The 25,476-nt window shown below is 73.1% G+C and carries 13 protein-coding genes and 1 pseudogene; 4 read left to right on the forward strand and 10 right to left on the reverse strand.

Translation table 11 applies throughout. The annotated features are described in order from the left end of the window. Positions 1–39: 39 nt before the first annotated feature. On the reverse strand, positions 40–1,749 hold the full coding sequence (locus ABT015_RS14065; RefSeq protein WP_350879212.1) for a DUF885 domain-containing protein: 1,710 nt from the start codon (positions 1,747–1,749) through the stop codon (positions 40–42). Between the two features lie 253 nt (positions 1,750–2,002). Here ABT015_RS14065 and ABT015_RS14070 point away from each other — a divergent pair, with 253 nt between their 5' ends. Then, a complete protein-coding gene (locus ABT015_RS14070) occupies positions 2,003–3,343 on the forward strand; it encodes a type I glutamate--ammonia ligase (RefSeq protein WP_350879213.1) in 1,341 nt (446 codons plus the stop codon). Positions 3,344–3,636: 293 nt separating this feature from the next. On the opposite strand, the gene ABT015_RS14075 is transcribed toward ABT015_RS14070, so the two are convergent. The 4 genes from ABT015_RS14075 to ABT015_RS14090 all read right to left on the reverse strand — a co-directional run bounded on the left by ABT015_RS14075 (position 3,637) and on the right by ABT015_RS14090 (position 7,135). Then, the gene (locus ABT015_RS14075; protein ID WP_350879215.1) at positions 3,637–4,185 is read right to left on the reverse strand and encodes a GNAT family N-acetyltransferase; all 549 of its coding nucleotides are present in this window, start codon (positions 4,183–4,185) and stop codon (positions 3,637–3,639) included. Beyond that, positions 4,182–5,396: a type III PLP-dependent enzyme gene (locus tag ABT015_RS14080; RefSeq protein WP_350879365.1), complete on the reverse strand. Its 1,215-nt coding sequence runs from the start codon at positions 5,394–5,396 to the stop codon at positions 4,182–4,184. Before ABT015_RS14080 ends, ABT015_RS14075 begins: the two co-directional genes overlap by 4 nt. 592 nt (positions 5,397–5,988) lie before the next feature. Continuing rightward, positions 5,989–6,528, reverse strand: a complete 540-nt coding sequence (locus ABT015_RS14085) for a hypothetical protein (RefSeq protein WP_350879216.1) — start codon at positions 6,526–6,528, stop codon at positions 5,989–5,991. Positions 6,529–6,796: 268 nt separating this feature from the next. After that, positions 6,797–7,135 (reverse strand): hypothetical protein, encoded by a 339-nt coding sequence (locus ABT015_RS14090; protein ID WP_350879217.1) that lies wholly within the window; start codon positions 7,133–7,135, stop codon positions 6,797–6,799. Between the two features lie 260 nt (positions 7,136–7,395). Between ABT015_RS14090 and ABT015_RS14095 the strand changes: the two genes are divergently transcribed. Continuing rightward, positions 7,396–9,600, forward strand: coding sequence for an MMPL family transporter (locus tag ABT015_RS14095; RefSeq protein ID WP_350879218.1), 2,205 nt, complete (start codon positions 7,396–7,398; stop codon positions 9,598–9,600). A 42-nt stretch (positions 9,601–9,642) separates the two neighbouring features. On the opposite strand, the gene ABT015_RS14100 is transcribed toward ABT015_RS14095, so the two are convergent. From ABT015_RS14100 to ABT015_RS14120, 5 genes and pseudogenes are all read right to left on the reverse strand, one after another. Next, positions 9,643–10,341: a hypothetical protein gene (locus ABT015_RS14100; protein WP_350879219.1), complete on the reverse strand. Its 699-nt coding sequence runs from the start codon at positions 10,339–10,341 to the stop codon at positions 9,643–9,645. A gap of 413 nt (positions 10,342–10,754) precedes the next feature. Beyond that, on the reverse strand, positions 10,755–11,906 hold the full coding sequence (locus tag ABT015_RS14105; RefSeq protein WP_350879366.1) for a methyltransferase domain-containing protein: 1,152 nt from the start codon (positions 11,904–11,906) through the stop codon (positions 10,755–10,757). Positions 11,907–12,439: 533 nt separating this feature from the next. Then, a pseudogene (locus ABT015_RS14110) lies at positions 12,440–13,163 on the reverse strand (PTS fructose transporter subunit IIC); the annotation flags it as partial. Between the two features lie 11 nt (positions 13,164–13,174). Continuing rightward, positions 13,175–15,283, reverse strand: a complete 2,109-nt coding sequence (locus tag ABT015_RS14115) for an MMPL family transporter (RefSeq protein ID WP_350879220.1) — start codon at positions 15,281–15,283, stop codon at positions 13,175–13,177. Continuing rightward, the gene (locus tag ABT015_RS14120; RefSeq protein ID WP_350879221.1) at positions 15,276–16,409 is read right to left on the reverse strand and encodes an SDR family oxidoreductase; all 1,134 of its coding nucleotides are present in this window, start codon (positions 16,407–16,409) and stop codon (positions 15,276–15,278) included. The genes ABT015_RS14115 and ABT015_RS14120 overlap by 8 nt, the downstream gene beginning before the upstream one ends. A 240-nt stretch (positions 16,410–16,649) precedes the next feature. On the opposite strand from ABT015_RS14120, the gene ABT015_RS14125 reads away from it, so the two are divergent. Then, positions 16,650–24,170, forward strand: coding sequence for an SDR family NAD(P)-dependent oxidoreductase (locus ABT015_RS14125; RefSeq protein ID WP_350879222.1), 7,521 nt, complete (start codon positions 16,650–16,652; stop codon positions 24,168–24,170). Next, positions 24,167–25,438, forward strand: coding sequence for a WS/DGAT domain-containing protein (locus ABT015_RS14130; protein ID WP_350879224.1), 1,272 nt, complete (start codon positions 24,167–24,169; stop codon positions 25,436–25,438). The genes ABT015_RS14125 and ABT015_RS14130 overlap by 4 nt, the downstream gene beginning before the upstream one ends. The last annotated feature ends 38 nt before the right edge of the window (positions 25,439–25,476 follow it).

Below are 25,476 nucleotides of genomic sequence, written 5' to 3' on the forward strand. Positions count from 1 at the left end.
CATATGAATGCAATTAATGCGATGGCCCGATTGCCATACTTATTCAGGACCGAGTGGAATCCCGAGTTCACGCGCCACCCGCCGCCGCAGTCCCGGGAACGGCAACGCCCCGCCCCCCAGCACCGCCTCGTGGAAGGCCCGCACGTCGAACCCGGCCCCCAGCTCCGCCTCGGCCCGCGCCCGGAGCCGGCCGAACTCCAGGAAGCCGGCCCGGTAGGAGAGCGCCTGACCGGGCAGGTCCGTCGAGTAGCGCAGCAGGTCCGAGGCGATCTGACCGTCCGCCTCGGTGGAGTTGGCGCGCATGAACTCCCGCGCCTGCTCCAGGCTCATCGTCCCGAGGTTGAGCCCGGTGTCGACGACGAGCCGCTGCGCGGTGAACCGCTCCTGCGCCAGGCGCCCGTAGGCGTCCCACGGGTCCGCGTAGAGACCGGCCTCCCAGCCGAGGCCCGCCGCGTACTCGGCCCATCCCTCGTTGAACGCGCCGAACTCAGCTGTCTCGCGCCGCAGTTGCGGCAGCGAGAGGTCTTCCGCCTGCCGGGCGAGATGGAAGTGGTGCCCCGGCGCCAGCTCGTGGAGGATCAGCGAGGCCGCGCCGAGCAGGGACCTGTGCTCCAGGTCCGAGCCGTTGTAGCGGTAGCGCCCGACAGGGTCGGCCGCGGTCGGCGCCTCGTAGTAGCCGAAGGTCATCCCCGGCTCCAGCGCCGGGTCCAGCCGGGCCAGCCCGTACGGCGCCCGCGGCACGGTGGCGAACAAGCGCGGCAGCACCGGGGCCAGCCGGTCGAGGTGGCCCCGGTAGCGGGCCTCGACGTCCTCCGGCGTCCGGGCGTACAGCCTGGGCTCGGTCCGCAGCCGCTCGTGGAACTCGGCCTCGGGGCCCCGGAAGCCCAGCGCCGTCCGCACCTCCCGCATCCGCTCGGCCAGTTCGCGGCACTGCTCGCGGCCGAGCTCGTGCAGCCGCTCGGGCGTCGTGTCGCCCCCGCTGTGAGTCCGGACGAACCCCCGGTACGCCTCCTCCCCACCCTCGTACTGCGCCCAGCCGACGGCCTGCGGCGCCGCGCCCCGATAGGCCGGGTCGTCCAGAACGGCCAGCAGCCGGTCGAAGGCCGGCGTCAACTCGGTCTCCACCAGCCGCCGTACGCCGTCCCGGACACGCCCGCGCTCGGCCGCCCCCAGCCCGCCGAGCCGCTCCTCCGCCACCTCCACCCGGCCCGCCGCCGACGCCCGCAGGCCCACGAGCGTGGCGCGCGCCCCGGCCAGCGCCGGGGCGGGCACCCGGAAGTCGCGCGCCGCCTGACCCACCACCTTGTCGCCGATCGAGCCGACCACCCCGGCCAGCTCGCGCACCAGCCCCACGTACCGCTCGACGTCCGGCGCTTCGGCGAAGCGGAAGGGGCGAAGCACCGCGTCGGTGTACAGCGACAGCGGGAACAGCCGGTACGGCGTGGCCGCGGGCGTCAGCCAGTAGCCACGGTGCGCCCGCAGCTCCTGCTCGGCCAGTCCGACCAGGAACGCGGCGGTGTCGGCATCGGCGCCGGACAGCCCCGCGCCGTCGAGCGCCCGCACCCGGCCCAGCACCCCCTCGGCGAACCGCGCCCGCTCCTCCGCCTCGGCGGGGGACGTCCTGGGCAGGGTCTCGACCGGAAGCCCCTGGCGGACCCTCAGCAGGGGATCGCGCTCCAGCAGAAACTCCCAGTAGCGGTCCGTCAGACGGCCGATCGTGCGGCCCGGTTCGTTCGTGCTCGCGGTCATCCGGCCAGTGTGGCGGCGACCGGCCGCCCGGTCTGCGGAACAGCCACCGCACACCCCTCGAACGGGTGACCCCCGACCGGGCGACGGCCGCCCCGGCGCGTTCCGTGCGGGGTGCCGCCGCGCCCCGCCCGGAAGGCCGCCCGGGCCGGCGCGCCCGTGCCCCGGGTCACGTCAGGACCCCGACCGTTCACGGACGAGTGAATCCCGGCCGAGCCCTCACCCACCGGCTGCCGCGAACGCCAGCATGAGCCGCATGACCACCACATACCCCCCAGCCGAGCGGGCCGCCCAGGCCCGGGCGGCCGAAACCCAGCTCGCCACCGCCGGAATCGACGGGGTGGTGTTCGGCTGGGTCGACAACGCCGGGCTCACCCGGGTGAAGTCCGTCCCGCTCACCCAGCTCGAACACGCCGCCGAGTACGGTGTCGGCGCCGTACCCTGCTTCGACGTCTCCCTGGTGGACGACTCCTTCACCACTGCGCCTTCGAGCACCGGCCCGGTGGGCGACCTGCGGCTCGTCCCCGACCTCGACCGGCTCACCCCGCTCGCCGCCCAGCCCGGCTGGGCCTGGGCCCCGGCCGACCGCTACGCCCAGGACGGCACCCCGCACCCCGGCTGCCAGCGCCATTTCGCCCGCCGGGTCACCGAGGCCGTCGAGCAGCGCGGGCTCTCGGTGCGGGCCGGGATCGAGGTCGAGTGGGTGGTGGCCGACGCCGCCGGGGCCCCCGCCACGGTCGCGCCGGGCTTCGGGATGACCCGCTTCATCGAGCACTCCGACTACCTGCGGGACGTGCTGCGCGCCCTCACCGGCCAGGGGCTGGCCGTACTCCAGATCCACCCCGAGTACGCGGCCGGGCAGTTCGAGGTCTCGGTCGCCGCCGAAGGGCCGGTCGAGGCGGCCGACACCACCATGCTGGTGCGCCACACCATCCGGGCCGTCTCCGCCCGGCACGGCCTCCGGGTCTCGTACGCGCCCCTCTTCAGCGAAGGCTCGATCGGCAACGGCGGCCACCTGCACCTCAGCCTCTGGCGGGAGGGCCGCAACCTCGGGCACGGCGGCCCCGGCCGCCACGGGCTGCACCCCGAGGCCGAACAGTTCCTCGCGGGCGTACTGGCCGAGCTGCCCGCCCTGCTCGCCCTCGGCGCACCCAGCGCCGCGTCCTACCTGCGGCTGGTCCCCTCCCACTTCGCGGGGGCCTACCGCTGCTGGGGCCTGGAGAACCGTGAGGCGGCGCTGCGCCTGATCACCGGCTCCGCCGCCGGGCAGACCAACGCCGAACTCAAGTGCTTCGACGCCGCCGCCAACCCGTACCTGGTGATCGGCGGCGTGCTGGCCGCCGCACTCGCCGGTCTGGACGCCGGCCTGCCCCTCCCGCCCGAGACCCCGAGCGACCCCGCCGCCCTCGACGCCGCCGAGCGCCTCCCGGCGAGCCTGCCCGAGGCGATCGACGCGTACGAGAAGTCCGCCGTGCTGCGGCGGGCGCTCGCCCCCGAGCTGTACGAGGCCGTGCTGGCCGTCCGGCGGGCGGAGGCGGAGCTGTTCGCGATGCACACCGATGCGGAGGTCATCGAGGCCGTCCGCTGGCGTTACTGACCCACCGCCGGTTCCGCCGTCCCGGCCCGTGCGCCCCGGAAGGTCAGGAGCAGTGTCCCGGCCGTGCCCGTGGCCGGAGCGGTTCACGGGCACGGCGAGCCGCGAGGCCCACCTGTCGGCGCTCGACGACTCGTGCGCCTCGGCGGGACTGCCGGCGGCCAGATCACCCTCAGCCGGTCGGCGCCGAGGACTTCGGCGAGGCGGGCGCCCTGGTCCGGCAAGCGGCCGAAGCGCGCTCGCCCCAGCGCTGTTCGATCGGCCGTGCCGCCGCGCCGGCCCGGAGGACAGCCGCATCAGCCCACTCCGGCTCCGAGTGAGGGCCCAGGGGCCGGGTCGGTGACAGCGGGTTCCAGCGGCTTCACCATGTAGACCGCCTCGGCGCCGTAGCTCGCGGGCAGTTCGACGTCGGGGCGCTCCCGGTAGCCCAGCGGAGCCCACACGGCCTGTGCGCCGAGGACGGCGACCAGCGAGACCGTCCGGCAGCCGGCCGCCCGCGCGGTGTCGTGCAGGTGGCACATCATCCGCGGGGCAAGACCGCGGCCGCGCAGTTCCTCCGCGATCACCACGTCATGCGTGTGCAGATTGCCTGTCCGCGCGCCGTTCCCGGACTCCGTCAGGCCGAGGTCCGGGCAGCCGAACAGCGGGTACGGCAGCGCCAGCAGGTAGCCGCCGAAGCCGCCGGCGTGCTCCAGGACGAAGCAGGTGCCCGGTGAGGCCCGGTGCCGGGACTTCAGCGCCTCGCCGCCCTCGCAGAGCCCACTGGCGGCGTAGGCGCGCTCCTCGGCCGCGATCACCATCGGCCAGTCGTCGTCGCGGAGCAGCCGGATCCGGACGCCGGTCATCCTCGGTCCCCCTCGGAACCGCCGACGCAGGTGTACGGCAGTGGCGCGAATCCGTTGAACCCGCGGGTGGCGTAGGCGGCGGCGTACGCGCCGCAGGAGTGGATCCACACCGGGTCTCCGGAGGCGACCGCGCGCGGGACGCGGACCAGGCCGCCGTCCTGGGCGTACCCGTCGTCGCTGTCGCAGGTCGGACCGGCCACCACGGCGTCGACGAACTGCCCGCCGGGGTGGGTCGGGAACTCCAGCCGGTACTGCAACTGGTCCATCTCGTACAGGCCGTTGAACTTCCCGCAGCTCAGGAAGAGCCAGTCCTCGTGGGTGCCGTCGAGCTGGTGCCGGGAGGAGAGCCGGGCGACGTGGGCGCGGATGGCGCCGTGGTCGGCGACCAGGTGCCGGCCGGGCTCCAGCAGGAAGTCCAGCGGCGCGGCGTTGACCGCGCGCAGCCGCTCCATGCCCTCGCGGATCACCGCGAACATCTTGTCCAGCGGCGGTTCCAGCGGCCGGCCGCGCCGGTCGAGCATGCCGAGGGCGGGCAGTCCGCCGCCGAGATTGACCTGATTCGGCACGATGCCGAACCAGTTGAGTTCCTCCAGTACGTCGGCGAGCGACTCGACGGCCGCCGCCCAGGCCTCGGTGGTCATCTGCTGGGAGCCGACGTGCACCGACAGACCGGAGGGCACCAGCCCGGAGCCGCGGGCGGCGTCGAGCACCCGCAGGGCGTCCTCGGGCGAGCAGCCGAACTTGCGGCTCAGGCCCCACAGCGCGCCGTCGCCGGTGGTGGCGAGGCGGCAGAACACCCGGGCGCCGGGGGCGTGTTCGGCGATGGCCGCGACGTCCTCCAGGCTGTCGGTGGCGAAGTCGCGCACGCCCAGCCGGTAGGCCTCGGCGATGTTGCGGTCGGACTTGATGGTGTTGCCGTAGTGGATGCGGTCGGGGCTCACCCCGGTGCGCAGGGCCTGGGCGATCTCCTGCGGGCTGGCGGCGTCGAAGCCGGAGCCGAGGGCGGCGAGGCGGCCGAGCACCTCGTCGACGGAGCAGGCCTTCATCGCGAACCGGACTGCGACGCCGGGCAGTTCGGCGCACAGGGCGACGTACTGGCGGCCGATGCCGTCCAGGTCGTAGACGACGGTGTCCTCTGAGGCGGCGGCGAGCGCGGCGCGTAGTGCGCCGTGGTCGCGCCGGTCGGGGCGGGGCCCGGCGTCCGTGTGCACGGCGGCGGCCGCGGACGGGGCGCGGTGGTCGGTCCTCCCGCGCTCGGCCCACCGGTGCGATTCGGTGGAGCGGCGCGGTTCTGCGGGGAGGAGCGGTTCGATGGTCTGGCGCGTCACGTATGAACTCTCCCGGTGCGACTAGGTGAACGAGTCCGATCGCCGGCCCGGCCGCGACCATGGCAAAGGGTGCCCGTCGGTTGGTCCGCGAAGACGAACCTGGACACCCTTCTACGGCACCGCACGTGCTCGCCGACGATCATTTGGCCCCTCGTCACCGGATCGGGCGACCTCCGCGAGTGTCCGGAGCCCCTCCACGAGTTCGGGCACGCGGCCCGAGCAGTGCGGATGAGGTTTTCGGCAGGGCACGGCCCTGAACCACCTCCCGCCTCCCCCGGACGGGAGCCGGCCACCCGGCCCATCAGGCCCTCGCACCGCTCCAGGTGCTGCCCGTGCGCTACCGCGACGGCGGCCGCCGTTTTCCGATCACGGGTCACGCCTCGTCGGGATCGCGACGGTCGTCGCCATGTCCGAACCCGGCCCCCACCTCAGCGACCGGCACCAGCACCATCAGCAGCACCAGCCAGATCGCGACCTACAGCTTCCGTGAGAACACGGGGGCCCTGCTCAACAACCAGAAAGCACTGCTGGTGCCGAGGCCGTAGGCGAGGTGAGCGGTCAAATCACCACCCAGCGTCTTGGCGTCGTATCTCCAGATGGGTTTGTAGAGTCCCGCGATCGGAAGCACCACGTATCCGCTGAGCCACACGAGCGCACCGTACGGGAGCCCGTGGAGGACGTGGGGCCTGCGCAGCGAGGCGCTGACGGCGCCGTAGAAGGCCGCGTTGCCCACTCCGTAGGCCCAGTGCATGAACGTGCTGACGGGGAACGCCGCACTGTCCGGCAGCTCGCGCCGGGTGAAGGCCTCGACCAGGCGCTTTCCGACCTGCCCCGGGTCCGGCGCCTCCTGCCAGGTGCGGACCGGGGCGAACTCCCAGTGCAGGGCGTCGTGTTCGCCGCCGGCCCGGCGCTGGCGCAGGAACCGCACGGCGTCCATGCAGACGGTGCCGACCACTCCCGCCGCCAGGCCCGCACCGACAGCGCCCAGCGGAGTCAGCTGCTTGTCAGTGCGCATAGGTCGATCGCTCCCGATCCCGGATCTTTCAGAAACCGGCGCCCTGGCCGCGTCGACGCACAGGATCTCACCGGTGACGAACGAGGCGCACCCGCGCCTGCGGGCCACGCGCGGCGACGACGCCCACCACGTGCCACGCTACCTGTCGCCGAGCCCCGGCGCCGCTTGGAGCTCGGCGAGCAGTCCCAAAAACCGTCAACCTCAATGGCGGCACATCACCGCTGAACTCCCCGCATGCCCACTCGGAGCGGCGGGTGCTGGCCGGACCTCAGGGGCGCGTGCTGAACGGGCCGAGGATCCCGGTGTCGATCCGGAGCGACTCGACCATGGCTGCGGCGTTGTCGAGCGTGAACACGTCGGCTGCGGCGAGGACACCGGTGTACTTGGCGATCACCGGTGCGGCGGCCTGCGCCGCCACCGCGTCGAGGTAGGTCTTGAAGATCGCCCAGGAGTTGCCCTGCGGGCCGTACTTCGCGAAATACGGCGTGGGGTCCAGGTTGATCGAGGCCCGGGTGGCGGCTTCGAGGTCGGCCGTGTAGGCGCGCTGGAGGTCGCCGTCCGCGCGGCCGGACGCCGGGACCTGCCCGGACCGTTCACACTGGCACACCTACGGCCGCCGCTACGGCACCTCGGTCGCCTGGGCCTGACCGGCTGGTGATCGCCGCACATCCAGCTCCGCCTCGCCCGCCCGCGGGGGCCCTCATCGATCTCGCCCGGCGGAGTCGTCGAGCGACAGGTCCATCCGATCGGGTGGACAACTCCGGCCCATCCGGTCGAGTACCGGTAAGCGAGCGGTGCCCGTGGCGCGGCGTTCCCGTAGAGGTGTGGTTCGGGTTCGAACCAGGAGGATGCGGGATGCTCGCCGGGATGAGTCGTGCTGTCGTTCGCCGTCCGCGCGCCGTGCTCGGGGCGGCCCTCGTGGTGCTCTGCCTGGCGGGCTGCTTGGGCCCCGGGGTCTTCGGCCGCCTCGCCAACGGCGGCGACGCCCCGTCGGGGGCGGAATCCCTGGTGGCGGCGAGGGTGCTCGAGGAACACTTCGGCCACGGCGGGGCGGACGCCGTGGCGGTCTACCGCAGCGACCGGTGGACGGTGGACGATCCGGCCTTCGGGCAGCAGCTGCGGGCCTCGCTCGCCGCTCTGCCGGACGGCGTGCTGACCGGCGCCCAGCACTACTGGAACACCGGGAACCGGGCCTTCCTCTCCGGTGACCGGCACTCGGCGGCCGTCGTGCTGGGCCTCGGCGGACGTGACGACAGCGCGAAGCTGGCCTCCTACCGCACGGTGCGGAGCACGGCGCACCCCGACGGCATGGACATCGGCTACAGCGGAAAGGTCCCGTTCTACGCCGACGCCACCACTCTCAGCCTGCGCAGCCTGGCCAGGGCGGAGGTGTTCTGCCTGCCCGTGCTGTTCGTGCTGTTGTGGCTGGTCTTCGGCAGCCTGGTGGCGGCCGCGCTGCCGCTGGCCGTCGCCGCGGCCGCCATCGTCGCCGCCACGGCGGTCCTGCGGCTGCTGACCGCGGTGATGGACGTCTCGGTCTTCACGCTCAACCTGGTGACGATGACGGCCCTGGCTCTGGCGGTGGACTACGCCCTGTTCGTCGTCGCGCGTTTCCGGGAGGAGCTCGGGCGTCGAGGCGTGGCGGCCGAGGCGTTGACGGCGACGATGGCGTCGGCCGGACGCACCGTGCTCTTCTCCGGTCTGACGATCGCGGTTGCCGTGCTGGGGCTGACACTGCTGCCGTTCGCCTACACCCGTTCGATGGGGGTCGCGGGAGCGGCGACCGTGCTCCTGGCGGTGCTGACGTCGCTGACGCTGCTGCCGGCCGCGCTCGCCGTGCTGGGCCACCGCGTGAACGCGTGGCGGCTGCCGCTTCCCGCCGCGCTGCGGCGCCTGGTGGCATTCGGGCAGTCCACGGAGCCGGACGGACCGTGGGCCCGGGTGGGCGGCGCGGTGGTGCGCCGGCCGGTGCGCTACCTGGCGCTCACCCTGGTCGCGCTGACGGCGCTGACCCTGCCGGTACTCCACGCCCGCTTCGGGGCCACCGACCACCGCACGCTCCCGCCGGCCACGGCGGTCCGCCAGGCCACCGAAGCACTCGCCCGGGACTTCCCCGACCTGGGACCGGACCGGATCCAGGTCGTCACCCTGCTCTCCCACCCGGCGGGCTCGCCCCAGGGACGACAGGCCCTGACGGACTGGCAGCACCGACTCGCGGCTCTGCCCGGTACGACGGCCGGGCACGTGGCCGCCGTGTCGGGACGACTCGCGGTGGTGGCCCTCACCCCCTCGGGCAGCTCCGAGAGCCACACCGCCGCGAGCCTGGTCCGAGCCGTCCGCGCGCTGCCCGCGCCGGACGACGGTGCCTTCGCGGTCGGCGGCCCGCCGGCGGCCACCGCCGATCTGCTGGCTGCCCTGCGGGAGCGGCTGCCGCTGACCGCCCTGTGCGTCGGCGTGAGCACCTTCGTCCTGCTCACCCTCGCCTTCGGCTCCGTCGTGGTGGCGCTCAAGGCGATCCTCACCACCACCCTGTCCCTCGGCGCCGCGTTCGGCGTGGTCACCTGGATCTTCCAGGACGGACACCTGTCACGCTGGCTGGCCTTCCGACCGAACGACTACATCGGCGCCCTGGAACCCGTCATCATGCTCACGCTGCTGTTCGGACTCTCCATCGACTACGAGGTGTTCCTGCTGTCACGGGTCCGCGAGCACTACAGCCTGACGGGCGACAACGAGGCCGCCATCGTCACCGGGTTGCGCCGCAGCGGGGGGATCATCACCTCGGCCGCCGCCCTGATGCTCGTGGTCATCGCGGCCTTCGCCACCAGCGGCATCCTGGGAATCAAGGAGATCGCGGTCGGCACGTTCACCGGGGTCACCGTCGACGCCACACTCGTACGGGCCCTGCTGGTCCCCGCCGCGCTGCGGCTGCTCGGCAGCGTCAACTGGTGGACGCCCGCATGGTTCTCGAACCGCGTGCGCCAGGGGCGACGGCTCGCCGCCACCGGCGAGGCCGGGAGCGGCCTGCCACCCGCAGGGGCAGCGCACCGGCCGGGGCGTCCATGGCGGTGAGACCGCCGCCTCCCATCGAGGGGGCGGCCCCACCGGTGTCTCTCAGAGCCCGGAGCAGACGAGCTCGCCGATGCCCTGTGCGCCGGTCAGGGGCGTGGCGTTACCGCAACTGGTGATGTCGCTGGTGGGCAGCGCGAATCCGAGGACGCTCTGGCCGGCCAGCAGCGAGCTGTCGAGGGTGACACTGCCGGTGGCGTCGTCGACGATGGTGTTCTCCGCCGCGTCGTTCTGGGCCGTCTGGTTGCCGTTGGTGTCGATGACGGAGGTTCCCAGCGGGGCGCCCTGCTGGTGCGGCTGGCCGTACCAGGTGATGGTCATGCTGCCGTTCCACGTCGACTTCCCGTTGCAGGTGGCGGTGTCGGTGTCGGACCCCACGAACGAGCCGGACTTGATGTTCGACTGTGAGCCGTCGTCCGATTCGCAGTCCTTGAGAAGGCCGGTGAGCGAGCCGTGGGTCGTCTGGAGGGTGTCCGTCAGGCCGGGACTCGACGTGAGGGCGCCGGTGGCCGAACACTTCAGATGTTCGAGCAGTTCGTCGGCGGGCATCAGCCGGTGGGCTCGGGAGCCCACCGGAGTGGAAGCCTGTGCCGCGCCCTGGAAGTGGGCGGCCCCGACGGTGCCGATCGCGACGATCGTGGTGGCGACCGCGGCCAGGCCGACGATCCGCAACCTCCTGGTACGGCGCGGCGACGGGCGGAAGGTGACGGCGGGGTCGTCTGGGGTGGCGGGGCGGTGGGACATGGGTGCTTCTCCCTGATGTCGTGGCCAAGACGCGGAGCTTCCTCGGAGGCGGTCGTGTGGCCGTGGGTCAACGGGACCGGAGCCCGGTCGCGATTCCTGGACACCGGCGGCGGTCGTGCGGTCAGGCCCTTCTCCCGGCTCATGGGGAGTGCGCGGGACCGGCGCGGGCCGGGTTCCGTGGGGCCGCCCGCGCCCGCGGCGGGTGGACGCGGCGGGGGCGGCACCTGGAAGCATCCCGGGCGGAACACGTGACCGGGGACATCGGTGGACGTCCACCCGGGTGAGACCCCCACCCCAGTGGAGGACGGCGGCGGGCTGACTTCGCGCCATCGCGGACGTCGTACGCGGTCCGCGCCGCGTTCGGGCCGGTCCTCGCCGCATCGCCGTAGGGAGCCGACTGATGCTTTTCGGCGTCAGGCTGGCGCGGGCTGCGCGATCGGCCAGCGCGGGCCGTCCGGGCCGCCCTGCCACGCCCACTGGGTATCGGGAGTGACGGTGATGCCGTAGTCGTACAGGTCGGGCCGACCCAGGTCCTCCCACTGGGCCCAGGCGATCATCACCTCGTCACCGATCCGGCGCGGCCCGCCCTGCAGCAGCGATGGCCGGCCGTCCGTTGCCGGGCGGATCTCCGCCCAGGAGCGGTCACCGTCGTGGACCAGGACCGTGGGCCCCTCCGGTCCGTGCCGGGTGAACAGCACGGCGTCCGGCACGGCCACGCGCACCGCGAAGCGCAGGCCCCAGTCCTTCAGGGCCGCCGGGTCGCGGTCCAGCACCCGCCGTTCCTCGGGGTCGGCGTCCGCGCGCACCGCGGCGTGGGCGGCGGGTCCGCTGCTCGCCTGCGCGGGAGCGTGCCGGTCGCCCATGAACTGGGCCAGGCCGTGCACCCAGCCGCGCGCGCCGGCGCCGTCCTCGGCGACGGTGAGGGCCACGTATCCGAGCCGGCCCCACGGGTAGACGATCCGTCCGCCCGGCCGCACGGCCTCCACCCAGTTCCACGGGACGGCCTCGATCGCGTAGGTGGCGTGCAGGCGGTCGACCTGCCCGCCGCCGGGCACGCCGCCGTGGGTGGCGTCGCCGGTCACCACCTCGGCGTCCAGGCCGGCGGCCGCGAGGCGGTCACGGGCGAACGCGGCGAGGCCTTCGTCCACCTCGCTGGAGACCACCCGGCCCGGGCCGGCCCGCCAGGCGGACAGCGCCGCCGTCCAGCCCTGGCCGGTGCCCACGTCCCACACCCGGTGCCCGGGCTCCAGCCGCAGGCTGTCCAGCATGTCCGCCACCACCCCGGGCGCGGACAGCGACGACGACGGGATGCCATCGGTGAGCTGGGTGATGGCCGCCGAGCTGACGCCGCCGTACACCTCGCCAGTCCAGCCCCCGGGGTCGGCCGCGCGGTCGAGGGGCACGTAGGCCCAACCGTCCCAGTGCCACAGCCGATCCGGCGCGAACCGGTCGCGGGGCAGCGCGGCGCAGGCCTCGCGCAGCCACGGGGAGTCGGCCGGCCACTGCCCGCACCGTTCCATCTCCGCGTCCAGGCGCGCCCGTTGCCCGGCCAGACCACCGTCCATGCTCACCCCCGCTCAGTCCTTCTTGTGCTTGCCGGTGCCTTCGGCCGGCTTCTCCACCTTGCCGTCGGCGTTGTTCGGCGGAGGGGTACCCGTACCCACGTCCTCGGCCGGCTTCGAGTGCTCACCCATGGCGCTTCCCCCTTCGGGAGTGTGGACACGATCGGCCGCCCATCGTCGCCCACCCCGGCCCCGGACGGTAGAGGCGTGCGGGGGCGCCCTCAGGGCGCGCGGCTCAAGGCCAGCGCCAAGACGCGGCGCACGTCCGGTCTCAAGGACCGAGGACAGCACGACCTGATCGTCCGGCTCCTCAAGGTCGACCCGCCCGAACCAGCCCTCCTCGGCTGCGGCTCATGCCCGGCCTTCCGCGTCTGCGGCTCAAGGCCGACGACGGCGGTCCGACCTTCCGGAGCTTCCTTCTTCCGCCGGCCGGGACGGACCATGACGTCGGATACGGCGAAGGCCGACGCATCGGCAAGCGCCGTTCGCGACTCGCCCGGAGGCAGAGCGGACGACGCCGCGGGAGCGGGCAGCCGTCACACGACCGGCTCCGTCCCGGCGACGACGGCAACCCGAGCCGCCGGGACGGAAGGCCTGCGCATCCCCTTGAGCAGGCCGACCAGCATCGTGGTGACCGCCGCGCCCGCCACGACCGCGATCAGGTACAGGAACGGGCTGCCGATCAGCGGGAGCACCCAGATCCCACCGTGCGGGGCCCGCAGGGTGGAACCGAACGCCATCACCAGGCCCCCGGCGGTCATGCTGCCGGCGATGCACGCCGGGATGACACGCAGCGGGTCCGCGCCCGCGAACGGGATCGCGCCTTCGGTGATGAACGACGCGCAGAGCACCCAGACGGCCTTGCCGTTCTCACGCTCCGCGGGGGTGAACAGCCGGCGCCGGACGACGGTCGCCAAGGCCATGCCGAGCGGCGGGGTCATGCCGGCGGCCATCACGGCGGCCATCACCTTTGAGACTGCCGGCGTCCGGGGCGGTACCCGCCGCGGTGAGCGCGCCGGCCGCGAAGGTGTAGGCGACCTTGTTGAGCGGACCGCCCAGGTCGGAGGCCATCAGCGCGCCGAGCGGCACGCCGAGCAGGATCGCGTTGGAGCCGGAGAGGCCGTTCAGCCAGTCGGTCAGGCCGTTCATCGCCGAGGCGATGGGCGAGCCGACCAGCACGAACATCAGGAAGCCGACAGCCGCCACCGACAGCAGCGGGATCACCACCACCGGCATGATGCCCTTGACCGCCCGCGGCACGTTCCACCGGATCATCCGCACCGGGGTGAAGAGCGCGTCGACGGCCGACGGGACGGGAAGGCGGGTGTCCACCAGTTCCGTTCGCCGATGAGCTGGAGTGCGGCCGGCACGAGGATCATTCGCACCAGCGTGGCATCGACCCCGACAGCCACCAGGACGCCGAGTGCGATCTCCTTCACGGTGATGACCGGGCTCGTGGTGAAGGCGGCGGCGACGACCATGACGAGAGCCGCGGCAGCCGTGATCAGCCCTCCGGTGCGCCCGAGGCCTTCGACGATCGCCGCGCTGTTGGCCGCCCCCTGGTCGTACCTCTCCCGGATGCGGGCGATCAGGAACACCTCGTAGTCGACCGAGAGGGCGAACACGAGAATCAGCGTGCTCACGGCTTCGATCGCCCCCACGTACCCGGTGGGGGCGAATCCCAGGAAGCGGGAACCGTGCCCCTCCTGGACCACCCAGGTGACCGCTGCGAAGGAGACGCCCAGCGACATCGTCGTGGTGAGAACGGCTTTGACCGGCACGACGACGGACCGGAAGGCGATGCACAGCAGTGCGCAGACGGTTGCCAGCAGGTAGCCGATCAGCAGTGGCAGCCGCCCGCCGAGAGCGTCCAGCACGTCCGTGTTGCGTGCCGCCAGGCCGCCGACCAGCAGTTGGCCGCCGTCGGGCGGCCCGAGCGACCGGATCTGCCTGACCAGGCGTCCGGCGGCGGGCGAGTCGGGAGTACCGGCGGACTTGACCGTCAGATAGGCGGTGTGCGGGGTCCCGGCCCACAGCCGGACACTCTGTGCTCCGGGGAGCCGGCCGACCCGGCCGCGCCAGTCTTCCAGCGCCTTCCCTCCCTCCTCGGCGCGAAGGTCGGTACGCAGACGGATGAACACCTGGAGCTGGTCGAGGGCGGCGTCCGGGAAGCCCGCCGGCAGAGCGTCGGCCGCCTGCCGGCTCGCCGAGGCGGCCGGCAGGACGCGCTGGTCGCTCGAACCGGGGTGGAACCGGGCTGCCGGGACGCTCAGGACGGCGATCGCCAGGACGGCTGTGACGAGCCACGGTGCCGGGTGACGGACCATGGCGCGGCCGAGCCGGTACCAGAAGCCGTCGCCGCTCTCGCGCACGCCGGCGGAGCGGGGCGCGCGCAGGCGGCCCGCGTCGATCCGGTGGCCGAGCAGGGCGAGCACGGCCGGCAGCACGGTGCGGCTGGTGATGCCGCAGAGGGCGACGCTGACGGCGGTGCCCAGGCCGAGGGCCCGGGTGACCGGCAGGGGCAGCAGCGCCAGGCCGAGCGAGGCGAGCGAGATGACCGCGGCCGAGAACAGGACCGTGCGGCCGGCCGTGGCGACGGTCCTCGCCACCGCCGCGGAGACCTCGCCGTTGCGGGCGAGTTCGCGTCGAAACCGTGCCACGACGAAGATCGAGTAGTCGACGGTCAGCCCCAGTGCCACCATCACCACGACATTGCGCGTGACGTAGCCGACCGGGAGCAGCAGCGTCAGCGCGCGCAGGGCGGCGAAGGAGACGGTGAGGGTGAGCGCGGCGACCACCAGGGGCACCAGAGCGGCCACCAGGCTCCCGAAGAACAGCACCAGCAGCAGGAAGAGCAGGGGCGCGGCCACCAGCTCGGCGCGCGTCAGGTCATGGTCCACCGCGTGGTCGAAGTCGGAGAGCAGCGGTGCCAGACCGGTGAAGCCGACCTCGAACCCCGGGGGGTGGAAGGCTTGCCGGAGCTGCTCGTACGAGGCCACCCGCTCGTTCTCGCTCTCCCCCGCGAGCCCGACCACCACGCTGGCGGCGTGCCGGTCGGTCGAGAGCAGTTCCCTCCGGCCGGTGTTCCAGTAGTGCACCGAACTGACGAGCGGCGGGTCGGGCAAGTCGGACAGCGCGTCGGTGAGCGCGGCGGCGAAGCGGGGATCGTCCACCGTGAGGTCGTCGCTGCGGACGATCGCCAGCGTGCTGTTCCCGCCCGGCACGAAGTGCTTTCCGATGAGTTCGAGTGCGCGGTCGGACTCGAAGTGCGGCGATGTGAAGCCTCCGTGGGACAGGTGCGCGGGAAGGTCCGCTCCGGCCACCACCGCGGCCGTCAGGATCAGGACCGCCGCCCACAGCACCCGCCGGTGGCTACTCATCGACGGCGACCGTCCGGTCCAGCGCGCGGCCGAGGTAGGAGCTGTCGACGGGTGGCGGGTCGGGCAGTCCCCCGATGTCCTGGAGCAGGTTGGTCCGGTCGTAGGTGCGCCGCCCGGACGCGTGGTTCAGCAGGTCGCCCATGAAGCGGGCGAAGAGGCGTTCGTACGGGCTCGGGTTCGCGATCTTCGGCACCCGGGTGATTTCCAGTCCCTGGTAGCGCGACTCGAAGGCCTGCTTGGCCACTTCGAAGCCGATGTCGCAGGGGTGGGTGAGGTGGACGGTCCGTACGCCCCCGCCGCCGCGGCGACGGACGGCACGTACGGCGGCCGCGGCCGCGTAGTCGGCCTGGATCACGTTGAGACGGCCTTCCGGGTCGGCCGGGATCCGGAACTGCAGGCCGCTGCCGCGGGTGTCCTCCCCCGCCAGCATGCGGGCCATCGCCCGGTCCGTGCGCGCCCGGCCGCGCAACGCCGCGTCCAGCAGCCCGGTCAGCTCCCCGAGGGACTGTTGGGGAATCCCCTCGGGGATGGGCCGGTCCACGACCAGGAGCCCGGGACGGAGGATCGTGGCCGTTCGGCCGGACTCCGCGGCCCAGGCATGGACCAACCGCTCGGCCGTGTACTTGGTCTCCTCGTAGTAGGTGTGGAAGCCCTGTTCCTCGCTCAGGTCCGTTTCCAGGACGTGTCCGCTGCTGCGGCGGCCCGCGACGAAGGCGGTGCTCACGGTCACCACCTGGGCCTGCGGACAGTCGCCGACCAGCCGAAGAACCCGCTCGGTGCCGAGGACGTTCGTCTTGAAGAGGGGAACGGGGCTCCCTCGCAGGGCCCTTGAGGCCGCACAGTGCCAGAGCGTGGTGCACTCACCGGCCAGACGCGCGCGTTCACACCTGTCCAGGCCCAGCCGAGGAGTGGTGAGATCCGCGGTCGCGTACCGCAGGCGCTTGAGCGTACTTCCTTGGTCCACAGCCGGGTTGAGCCACGCGAGCGCGGCTTCGACCCGTCCGCGCAGGCTCTCGGGCGTGCCCCGGCCGAGCACGGTGATCGGCTCCGGCGGCTCCTCGGTGAGCAGTTCGCGCAGGACCCGACTCCCGAAGAAGCCCGTCGCGCCCGTGATCAGCACAGCCATGTGGTTCCTCCCGCGGGGTGTTCCGCCGAGCAGACCACATCGGGGCACCGTGATCGCGGACCTCGGCCCCGGCCATGGGCTCCTGTCCACCATGCGGGTGAATCACCGTCACGGACAAGGGACTTCGGCGCGCTGCGGGCGCCCCGGGCAGGACCGGCATGGCTAGCGTTCGTTCCCCCGAGACAGTGGAACGGACCGGCTCCCACCCGGCTCGTCGGTACGCCAGGAAGGGCCGGAGCCATGAACCGAGCCGACACCGAGGAAGAGGCCGTCGCCGTCGTCGGAGCGGCCGTGCGCCTGCCGGGCGGCGTCGACAGCCTCAGTTCGCTGTGGGAGGCGTTGGAGCGGGGCCGTGACCTGGTGGGCGAGGTGCCGGCGGACCGGTTCGAGGCGCACCGCTTCGTCGATTCCTCGATGCCCCGTCGGGGAAAGAGCTACACCGCCGCGGGCGGTTTCCTCGACGACATCGCGGGATTCGACGCCGACTACTTCGGGATCTCCCCGAAGGAGGCCGCGCACATGGATCCGCAGCACCGGCTGCTGCTGGAGCTCACCGCCGAGGCCGTGGACGACGCGGCCATCGACCCGGCGCGGCTGGCGGGTTCGGACACCGCCGTGTACGTCGGCATCTCCGACGTCTCCTACGGCGCCCTCCAACTGGCCTCCCTGCTGACGGTCGGCCCTTACACCATGGGCGGCGTGGCCTCGTCGATCGCGGCGAACCGGGTGTCGCACGCCTTCGACCTGCACGGGCCCAGCATGGCCGTCGACACCGCCTGCTCCTCTTCCCTGGTGGCTCTGGACCGGGCCTGCCGCACCTTGCGGGAGGGGACCAGCGGCATCGCGGTGTGCGGCGGCGTCAACGTGCTGCTGAGCCCGTTCACCTACGTCGGGTTCTCCCAGGCGTCGATGCTCTCCGCCCGCGGCAGATGCGCGTCGTTCTCCGCGAACGCCGACGGCTTCGTGCGCGCCGAGGGCGGCGGCGTGGTCCTGCTGAAGCGGCTCACCGACGCGCTGGCCGACGGCGACCGCGTGCACGCGGTGATCCTCGGCACCGCCACCAACAGCGACGGGCGGACGGTGGGGCTGTCCCTGCCCAATCCCCGGGCGCAGGAGGACCTGCTGCGCCAGGCCTATGCCCGGGCCAAGGTCCACCCCGACCAGTTGGTGTACTTCGAGGCGCACGGCACCGGGACGCCCGTCGGCGACCCCCTGGAAGCCCTGGCGATCGGCCGGGCCCTGGGCATCCGCCGGATCACGGGCAGCCTGCCGATCGGCTCGGTGAAGACCAACTTCGGCCACCTGGAACCCGCCTCCGGCATCGCCGGTCTCCTCAAGGCCGTACTCGCGCTCAGACACCGGACGGCGCCGGCCTCGCTGCACGCCGATCCGCCGCATCCGGACATCGACTTCGCCGGGCTCGGCCTCAGACTCGTCACCCGCAACCTCCCGCTACGACAGGTCGAACGTCCGGTCGTCGGGGTCAACTCCTTCGGCTTCGGCGGCTCGAACGCCCACGCCATCCTGACCAGTCCGCCGCCGTCGACGCGCTCCGCGCCGAGCGGCCGGCCACCCGGGGGACTGCCGGTCCTGGTCTCCGCCCGCTCGGAGCGGGCCCTGAGCGAAGCCACCGCGAGGATGGCGGTGCACCTCGCCGACACCGCCCCCGAGGACTTCTACGACCTCGCGCACACCTCCTGCCTGCGCCGGGGCCACCACGAGTACCGGGCCGCCGTCCTCGCCCACAGCGCGCACGAGGCCGCCGTGGAGTTCGGCACGCTCTCCTGCGGGGAGCGTGGTCGCGGCGCCATCGCCAAGGCCGCGACCGGAGGGCGGATCGCGTTCGTCTTCTCCGGCAACGGTTCACAGTGGGCCGGGATGGGAGCGGACCTCCTGGCCGGTCACACCGGCTTCCGGCACGCGCTGGCGGAGGTGGACACCGCGTTGTCCCCTTGGCTCGGCTGGTCCGTGGCCGAGGCGATGGCGGCCGATCCCGCGCACTGGCGGCTCGAACGGACCGAGGTCGCCCAGCCGCTTCTCTTCGCCCTCCAGGTGGCCCTGGCCGCGGTGCTGCGCGAGCACGGCATCGAGCCGTCGATGGTGGTCGGACACAGCGTCGGGGAGGTCGCGGCGGCGTACGTCTGCGGCGCCCTCACGCTCCCCCAGGCCGCCCGCGTCCTCGCGGCGCGCAGCCGGGCGCAGGGCGCCACGGCCGGTCGGGGGCGGATGGCGGCGCTCGGCCTGCCGCCCGAGCGGGCGGCCGACGAACTCGCCCGCTTCGGCGGGGCGCTGGAGATCGCGGGTGTCAACAGCCCACAGGACGTGACGGTGGCCGGGCCCGCCGAATCCCTGGCCGAACTGCGCGAGCGTCTGGAGGGCCGCGGCGTGTTCTACCGCGACCTCGGGCTCGACTACGCCTTCCACAGCGCCGCGATGGACGACCTGCGCCGGCCTCTGGCCGACGCGCTGACCGGTCTCGCTCCGGGGCCGGTCACCGTCCCCCTCTACTCCACCGTCACCGGCCACCGGATCAGCGGGATCGACCTGGACGCCGACTACTGGTGGCGCAACGTACGCCGCCCGGTGCGGCTCGACGCCGCCGTGCAGCGGGCGATCGACGACGGAGCGGGACTGCTGCTGGAGATCGGACCGCATCCCGTCCTGCGCACCTACCTGCGCCGCATCGCCGCCGACCGCCCCGACCTGAGCACCGTCGTCGTCCCGACCCTGCACCGCGCGGGCGACGGTCCGCCGGCCGTGGCCGCCACCGTCGCGGCGGCTGTCGCCGCGGGCGCCGACCTCGACTGGAAGCGCTACTTCCCCGTGCCGGGCAACGTCACCGACCTGCCCGCGTACCCGTGGCAGCGCGAACGCCACTGGAACGGCACCCCGCAGGACTGGATCCGTTCCAGCGGCGACGGCCTGCTCCAACACCCGCTGCTGGGCGAACGACTGCGCGCTCCGGTGCCCGTCTGGGAGGGACCCGTCGAGCCCGCGCTCGTACCGTGGCTCGGCGACCACCGTGTCGGCGGCTCCGTCGTGATGCCCGCCACCGCTTATACGGAGATGGCCCTGGCGGCGGGTCGTGCCGTGCATCCCGGCCCCGTCGAAGTGCTCGACCTCGACATCAGCAGCGCCCTGGTCGTCCCCTGGGAGGACGCCTGCGCGGTCCGCACCCAGGTCTCGCTCACCCCTGAACTCGGCACGCTCACCGTCACCAGCACCGACGAGCACGCCCGCACGCCCCGTCCGCACGCCCGCGCCACGGTGCGGAGCCTGCTGCTCCCCCGTCCCGCGTCCCTCGACATCGCGGCTCTGACCGAGGAATTCGGCGCCGTCTCCGTCGAGACCGAGGAGTTCTACCGAACCTGCCGGACCATCGGCCTCACCTACGGGCCCGCCTTCCAGGTCCTGCGAGAGATCCGGACGGCACCGGGCGCCGTACTGGCCGCCTACCGGCAGAACGCGCCCGACGGCCCCTACACAGCCCATCCCGCCCTGCTCGACGGCGCGCTCCAGGCCGGTGGAGCGCTGCTCCTCGACCTGGTCCGGGACGGTCACGTCTACCTGCCGGCCTCCATCGCCTCGGTCCGGGTCTGGGAAGCCCCCACCCCGACCGGGTTCCACCACCTGCGCGAGGTGAGCCGCACCGACGGCGAAGTGTGCTGGGACGTCACCGTCACCGCCGACGACGGCACCGTCACCGCCGAGCTCGGCGGTTGCCGTCTGCGCCGGTTCCCCGTGGCCCGCCGCACTCCTGTCTCGCTCTCCCGTACCGTCCTGCGTGCGGCACCGCATCCCGACGAGCCCTGTCGCCCGTCGCCGCTGCCGTCGCCGACCTCACTCGTCGCGGACGCCGGCCCGCAGATCGCCGAACACCGCACCGCCTGGCGGAAGTTGCGGTACGACCGGTTCACGGAGCTGGGCAGCCGGTTCGTGGCGCGCTCGACCGCGACCGCACTCGCCGAGCTGTTGCCCGACCCGTCCCGGCCGTTCACGGTGGACGACCTGTGCGCGGCAGGCCTGCTGGAGGGCTTCAGGCCACTCATCACCCTCCTCGCGCCCGTCATGGAACGGCACGGCACGCTCACCCGCACCGGCGAGACCCGGTGGCAGCTCGCCGAGGACATCCCCGAGGCCGACGAGACGATCCGCGAGATGGTCGCGACCGTTCCCGCGTACATCAGCGACATCGCGCTCAGCGCCCACCAGGGCAGGCACCTGCTCTCCGTGCTCCGCGGCGAGCAGGACCCCTCGGGACTGCTGACGGCCGAGCCGAGCACCCGACTGCTCGAACGGTTCCATGACACCTCACCCGTCTGCCGCTTCCACCACCGGATCGCCCGCAGCCTGGTGGAGCAGATGCTGCGGCACTGGCCCCTCGACCGCCCCCTGCGGATCCTGGAAGTCGGCGCCGGAACAGGCGGTGCCACCGCCGCGCTCCTTCCGGTACTCCCGCCCGAACGCACCCGCTACACCTTCACCGACGTCTCGCCCGCGTTCCTGGACCGGGCCCAGGAACGATTCGCCCGCCACGACTTCGTCGAATACCGGGCACTCGACCTGAACCTGGACCCGGAGCAACAGGGCTACACCCCCCACAGCTTCGACCTGGTGGTCGCCGCCGGCGCCCTGCACACCGCGGAGAACCTGGCCACGGCCCTGGGCCACGTCTCGACCCTGCTGGCCCCGGGCGGGCAACTGCTGGGCGTGGAAGCCCACCGGGCCGAGCTGACCGCCCCGATCTTCGGCACGTCGCAGAGCCTCCACCACCGAACGGACACCGGTCTGCGACCCGTCTCTCCCCTGCTCTCCCGCGAGCAGTGGACCACGCTGCTCGCGCAATGCGGCTACCGTGCTGCGACGTTCACCGGCGACGACACCGAACCGGCACTCGGCGACCACTCCGTCTTCCTCACCGCGGCCCCGGCCCCGGCCCCGGGGAACGCGGACCGAACGCCACAGATCCCTGCCGACGCCTGCGGAGACTTCGTCCTCGCGACCGACACCGGCGAACCCGACGCTCTCATCGGCGCCACCGCGCACTGGCTGGCGCGGTCCTCGGAAGCCACGGTCCGGGTCGTGCGGGACGGCACCGACGCCCGGGCCTGGGCGGAGGTCCTCGCGGACCGCACGATCAGCAGCGCTCCACCGTGCATCGTCCTCTCCCTCAACGGCGCCGTACCGTCCGGTCCTTCGGACCTCGTCGACCGCGCCGGACGAACCGCGCAGGTGCTGCGGGCGCTCTTCACCACCCTCCAGGCCCTGCCACGAGGCAGCGAGACGCGATTCTGCCTGGTCACCCGCGTCAGTGGAGCCACCCCCGCCCCCGGTGAGACCACCAACCCGGAGGACGCCGCCGCCTGGGGCACCGCCCGTTGCCTGGCGAACGAACACCCCCAGGTCCACGGCCGCCGCATCGCGTTCCAGCGCGGCCACGACAGCGCCGAGGACGGTCTGCGCCTCGCCCGGGAACTTCTGCTCGAAGACGGCGAGGACGAGGTCGTCCTGACCCCCGTCGGACGCTTCGTCCCCCGCGAGATTGCGTTCACCGCGACGCCCGTCCCCGGCGGATCGTCGGCCCCGGCCGTGCTGCGGGTGCGCAATCCCGGTCTCGACTACCAACTCGCCTGGCAACAGACGGAAATGCCGGTGCCGGGCCCGGACGAGGTCGTCGTGGAGGTGAGGGCCGCCGCACTGAACTACCGCGACATCGTGCAGACACTCGGGTACCTGCCGTTCGACACGCTCGACGGAACGGCGGGGCGGGCCGGCGTCGGCCTGGAGTGCTCGGGCGTCGTCGTCGCCTGCGGATCAGAGGTGACCGCCCTCGCACCCGGCGACCGGGTGGCCGGAGTCTCGCCCGCCTCCCTCGCCACGCACACGCTCACCCGGGCCGAGGCCCTGTGGCCGATTCCCGACGAGCTCACCTTCGCCGAGGCCGCCACCATCCCGGTGGCCTTCTGCACCGTGCACTACGGCCTGCGGCGACTGGCCGGACTCCAGCCCGGTGAGACCGTCCTCGTCCACGGAGCCGCCGGAGGCGTCGGGCTCGCCGCCATCCAGTACGCCCACGCCCACGGCGCGAACGTCATCGCGACCGCCGGTAGCGAGATCAAACGGGACTTCCTGCGCAGCCTGGGAGTCACCCACGTCCTGGACTCCCGGTCCCTGGACTTCACGTTCCAGATCAGGCGGATCACGGACGGCCAAGGCGTGGACGTCGTGCTCAACTCGCTCTCCGGCGAGGCCCTCACCCGCGGGCTCGAAGTCCTCCGAGCGGGCGGCCGGTTCGTCGAGCTGGGCAAACGCGACATGTACGAGGGCAACGCGCTTCCGCTGCGCCCGTTCAACCGGAACATCACCTTCCACGGACTCGACCTCGCCACCGTCCTCCCCGAGCCACGCCTGGCGGGACCCCTGATCCACGACGTCGGCGAACTCGTCGCGCACCCCGGGTTCCACCCCCTACCGCACACGGTCTTCCCCGCGGCCCGGGTGAGTGACGCCTTCCGGTACATGCAGCACTCCCGCCACATCGGCAAGGTGGTGGTCGGCTTCGACCCCCAGGACGAGCCCATGGCGGTCGAGCCCCTTCCCGCACCGCTGCGCCTCGATCCGCGCGGTACCTACCTGGTCACCGGCGGCACCAGCGGCTTCGGTGCCGCCACCACCCGGTGGCTGGCCGATCTCGGTGCCCGTCGGCTCGTCCTCGTCAGCCGCCGGGGCGAAGCCGCGCCGGAGGCCGTCGCTCTCCTCCAGGAACTGTCCGAACGCGGCGTGCACGCCACCGCCCGCGCCGCGGACGTCTGCGACCGCGACGCGATGCAAGCGGTCGTCGAGGAGATCGACGCCGGTGAACACCCGCTGCGCGGGATCGTGCACTGCGCCATGCAGCTCGACGACGTCATGTTCACCGACCTCACCCCGGACCGGTTCACCGCCGTCCTGAGGGCGAAGATGGGCGGTGCGGACACGCTGGACCGCCTGGCCCGCGGGCGGGACCTGGACCTGTTCCTGCTCTACTCCTCGGCCTCGACCGTGTTCGGCCCTCCCAAGCAGTCGGCCTACGTGGCCGCGAACCTCTACCTCGAAAGCCTCGCCCGCTGTCGGCGCCAACGGGGGGAGCAGGCCTCCGCCGTCGCCTGGGGCCCGATCGCCGGGACCGGCTACGCCGCCCGCAACCAGCTGCTCGACGGCCTGACCGAGCTCGGCGCCGAGCCGATCGAACCGGACGCGGCGTTCGAGCTGGCCGCACCCGCCCTCGCCGACCGGCACACGGCCCCAGCGGCACTCGCCCTCTCGCGCTCCAACTGGGGCCGCCTGGCCGGCCTCCTGCCCCTGCTCGGTGCACCCCGGATGCGGCACCTCGTCCCGACGGACGCCAAGAACTACGACGCCCTCGCGGAACTTCTACGGACCATCGCCACGATGAGCGCCGAGGAGGTCGGCTCGTTCCTGACCGCGCAGCTCACCGAGCTCATCGCCGAGGTCCTGCACTCCGACCCCGAGAAGATCGACCCCCATGTCAGGCTCGACGCCTACGGCCTGGACTCCCTCATGGGAACCCAGCTCCTCGTCTCCCTGAACCAGAACTACGGCATCGAGATCCCGGGCACGGAGCTGCTGCGGAGCAGCGGAACGATCGCGGAGATCGCCCAGATCGTGCAGTTGCGGCTCGGCCTGCAGATCCCCGCCCCCGCGTTCCACCAGGAGGCCGACGCTCCGCCGGCCGACCGGACCGAACGGAGCCCGGCGTGAACACGGCAGGGTACGAGAAGGACCCCGGACTCCGGTGGTTCGAGTACGAGTCCAGAAACCGGTCGAACACCGCGATCGGGGCCCTGGCCATGGTGCGCGGGCCGGTTCCCACCCGCGGCGAGCTGCTCCTGCTCCTGGAGACCGCCTGCGCACGCCATCCACGGCTGCGCTCGCACGCCCGGCCGCCCGGCCACGCGCTGCTGCCCGATCCCTCCCTGGAGGACCATCTGACGCTCGCCCGCCTCGATCCGACCGGCGAGAGCGCCCTCGTACCCGCGGTCGAGAACGCCTGCGCGCGGCCGCTGGGCGACCTCACCTGGCGGGTCCGGCTGTTCCACGGACACCAGGACGGTGAATTCGCGGTCCTGATACTGGCCCACCACGGACTGGCCGACGGTATGTCCCTCGTCGCGCTCCTCCAGAGCGGGTCTTCCTTCCAGCGCGGGTCCTCCTTCCAGGGCGGGCCTTCCGGATACCCCGTGCCTGCTCGAAGCCGCCCGAACGGCGCGGATCCGGTCGGCTGGACGGCGGGCCGGGTGCGGGCCGTGACGCGCGAGGCGGCGGCGGTACTCGCCCCGCGCCCGGGCGCGGCCCAGCCCGCCGTCTCCGTCACGGCACCGGGCGCCGTACCCCGGCACCGGTGGACCTCGGTGCCACTGGGCCGACTGACCGCGATCGCGCACGCGCACGCCGCGAGCCCCAACGACGTGTACCTGGCGGCCCTGGCCGGGGCGCTGGCTCCGTGGCGGCAGGACGACCGGCCGGTACGGGCACTCGTCCCCATCAGCACTCGCTCCGCGGCGGACACGGACGAACTCGGCAACCACCTCTACGGACGCGTCGTCACCCTGCCCTGCCATCTCCCCACGGCCCGCTCGCGCCTGGAGGCGGTGATGGAGCAGACACGTCGCATCAGGAGGGAGCAGCAGGCCCCCGACACGGGCGCGCTGCTCGGCGCGCTTCCCACCGCCTGGCAGGGCCGTATGACCGGCCGGCAGCTGAGTCCCCGGCGCGTCACCCTCATCGCCTCGTACGTCCCCAGCTCGGCGCAGCGGTTCCGTCTCGCCGGGCGCACGGTCGAGGCCGTGCGCCCGCTGATGTTCCTGCCGGCCGGGCACCGCCTCGCCGTGTGCCTGGCCGAGTACGCCGGTTCGGCCTCGCTGGGAGTCGTCGCACTTCCCGGGCTGCCCGCGGAGGCCCTGCTGGCCGGCTGGCACGGCGAACTGCGCGGGCTGGAGTCGGACGCCGCCGGGCGCGGCGTCCGATGAGCGGTGGAGGATGCCGGGGCGCGCATGGCGCCCTGGTG

Source organism: Kitasatospora sp. NPDC094016, from assembly GCF_040304045.1.
GTDB lineage: Bacteria > Actinomycetota > Actinomycetes > Streptomycetales > Streptomycetaceae > Kitasatospora.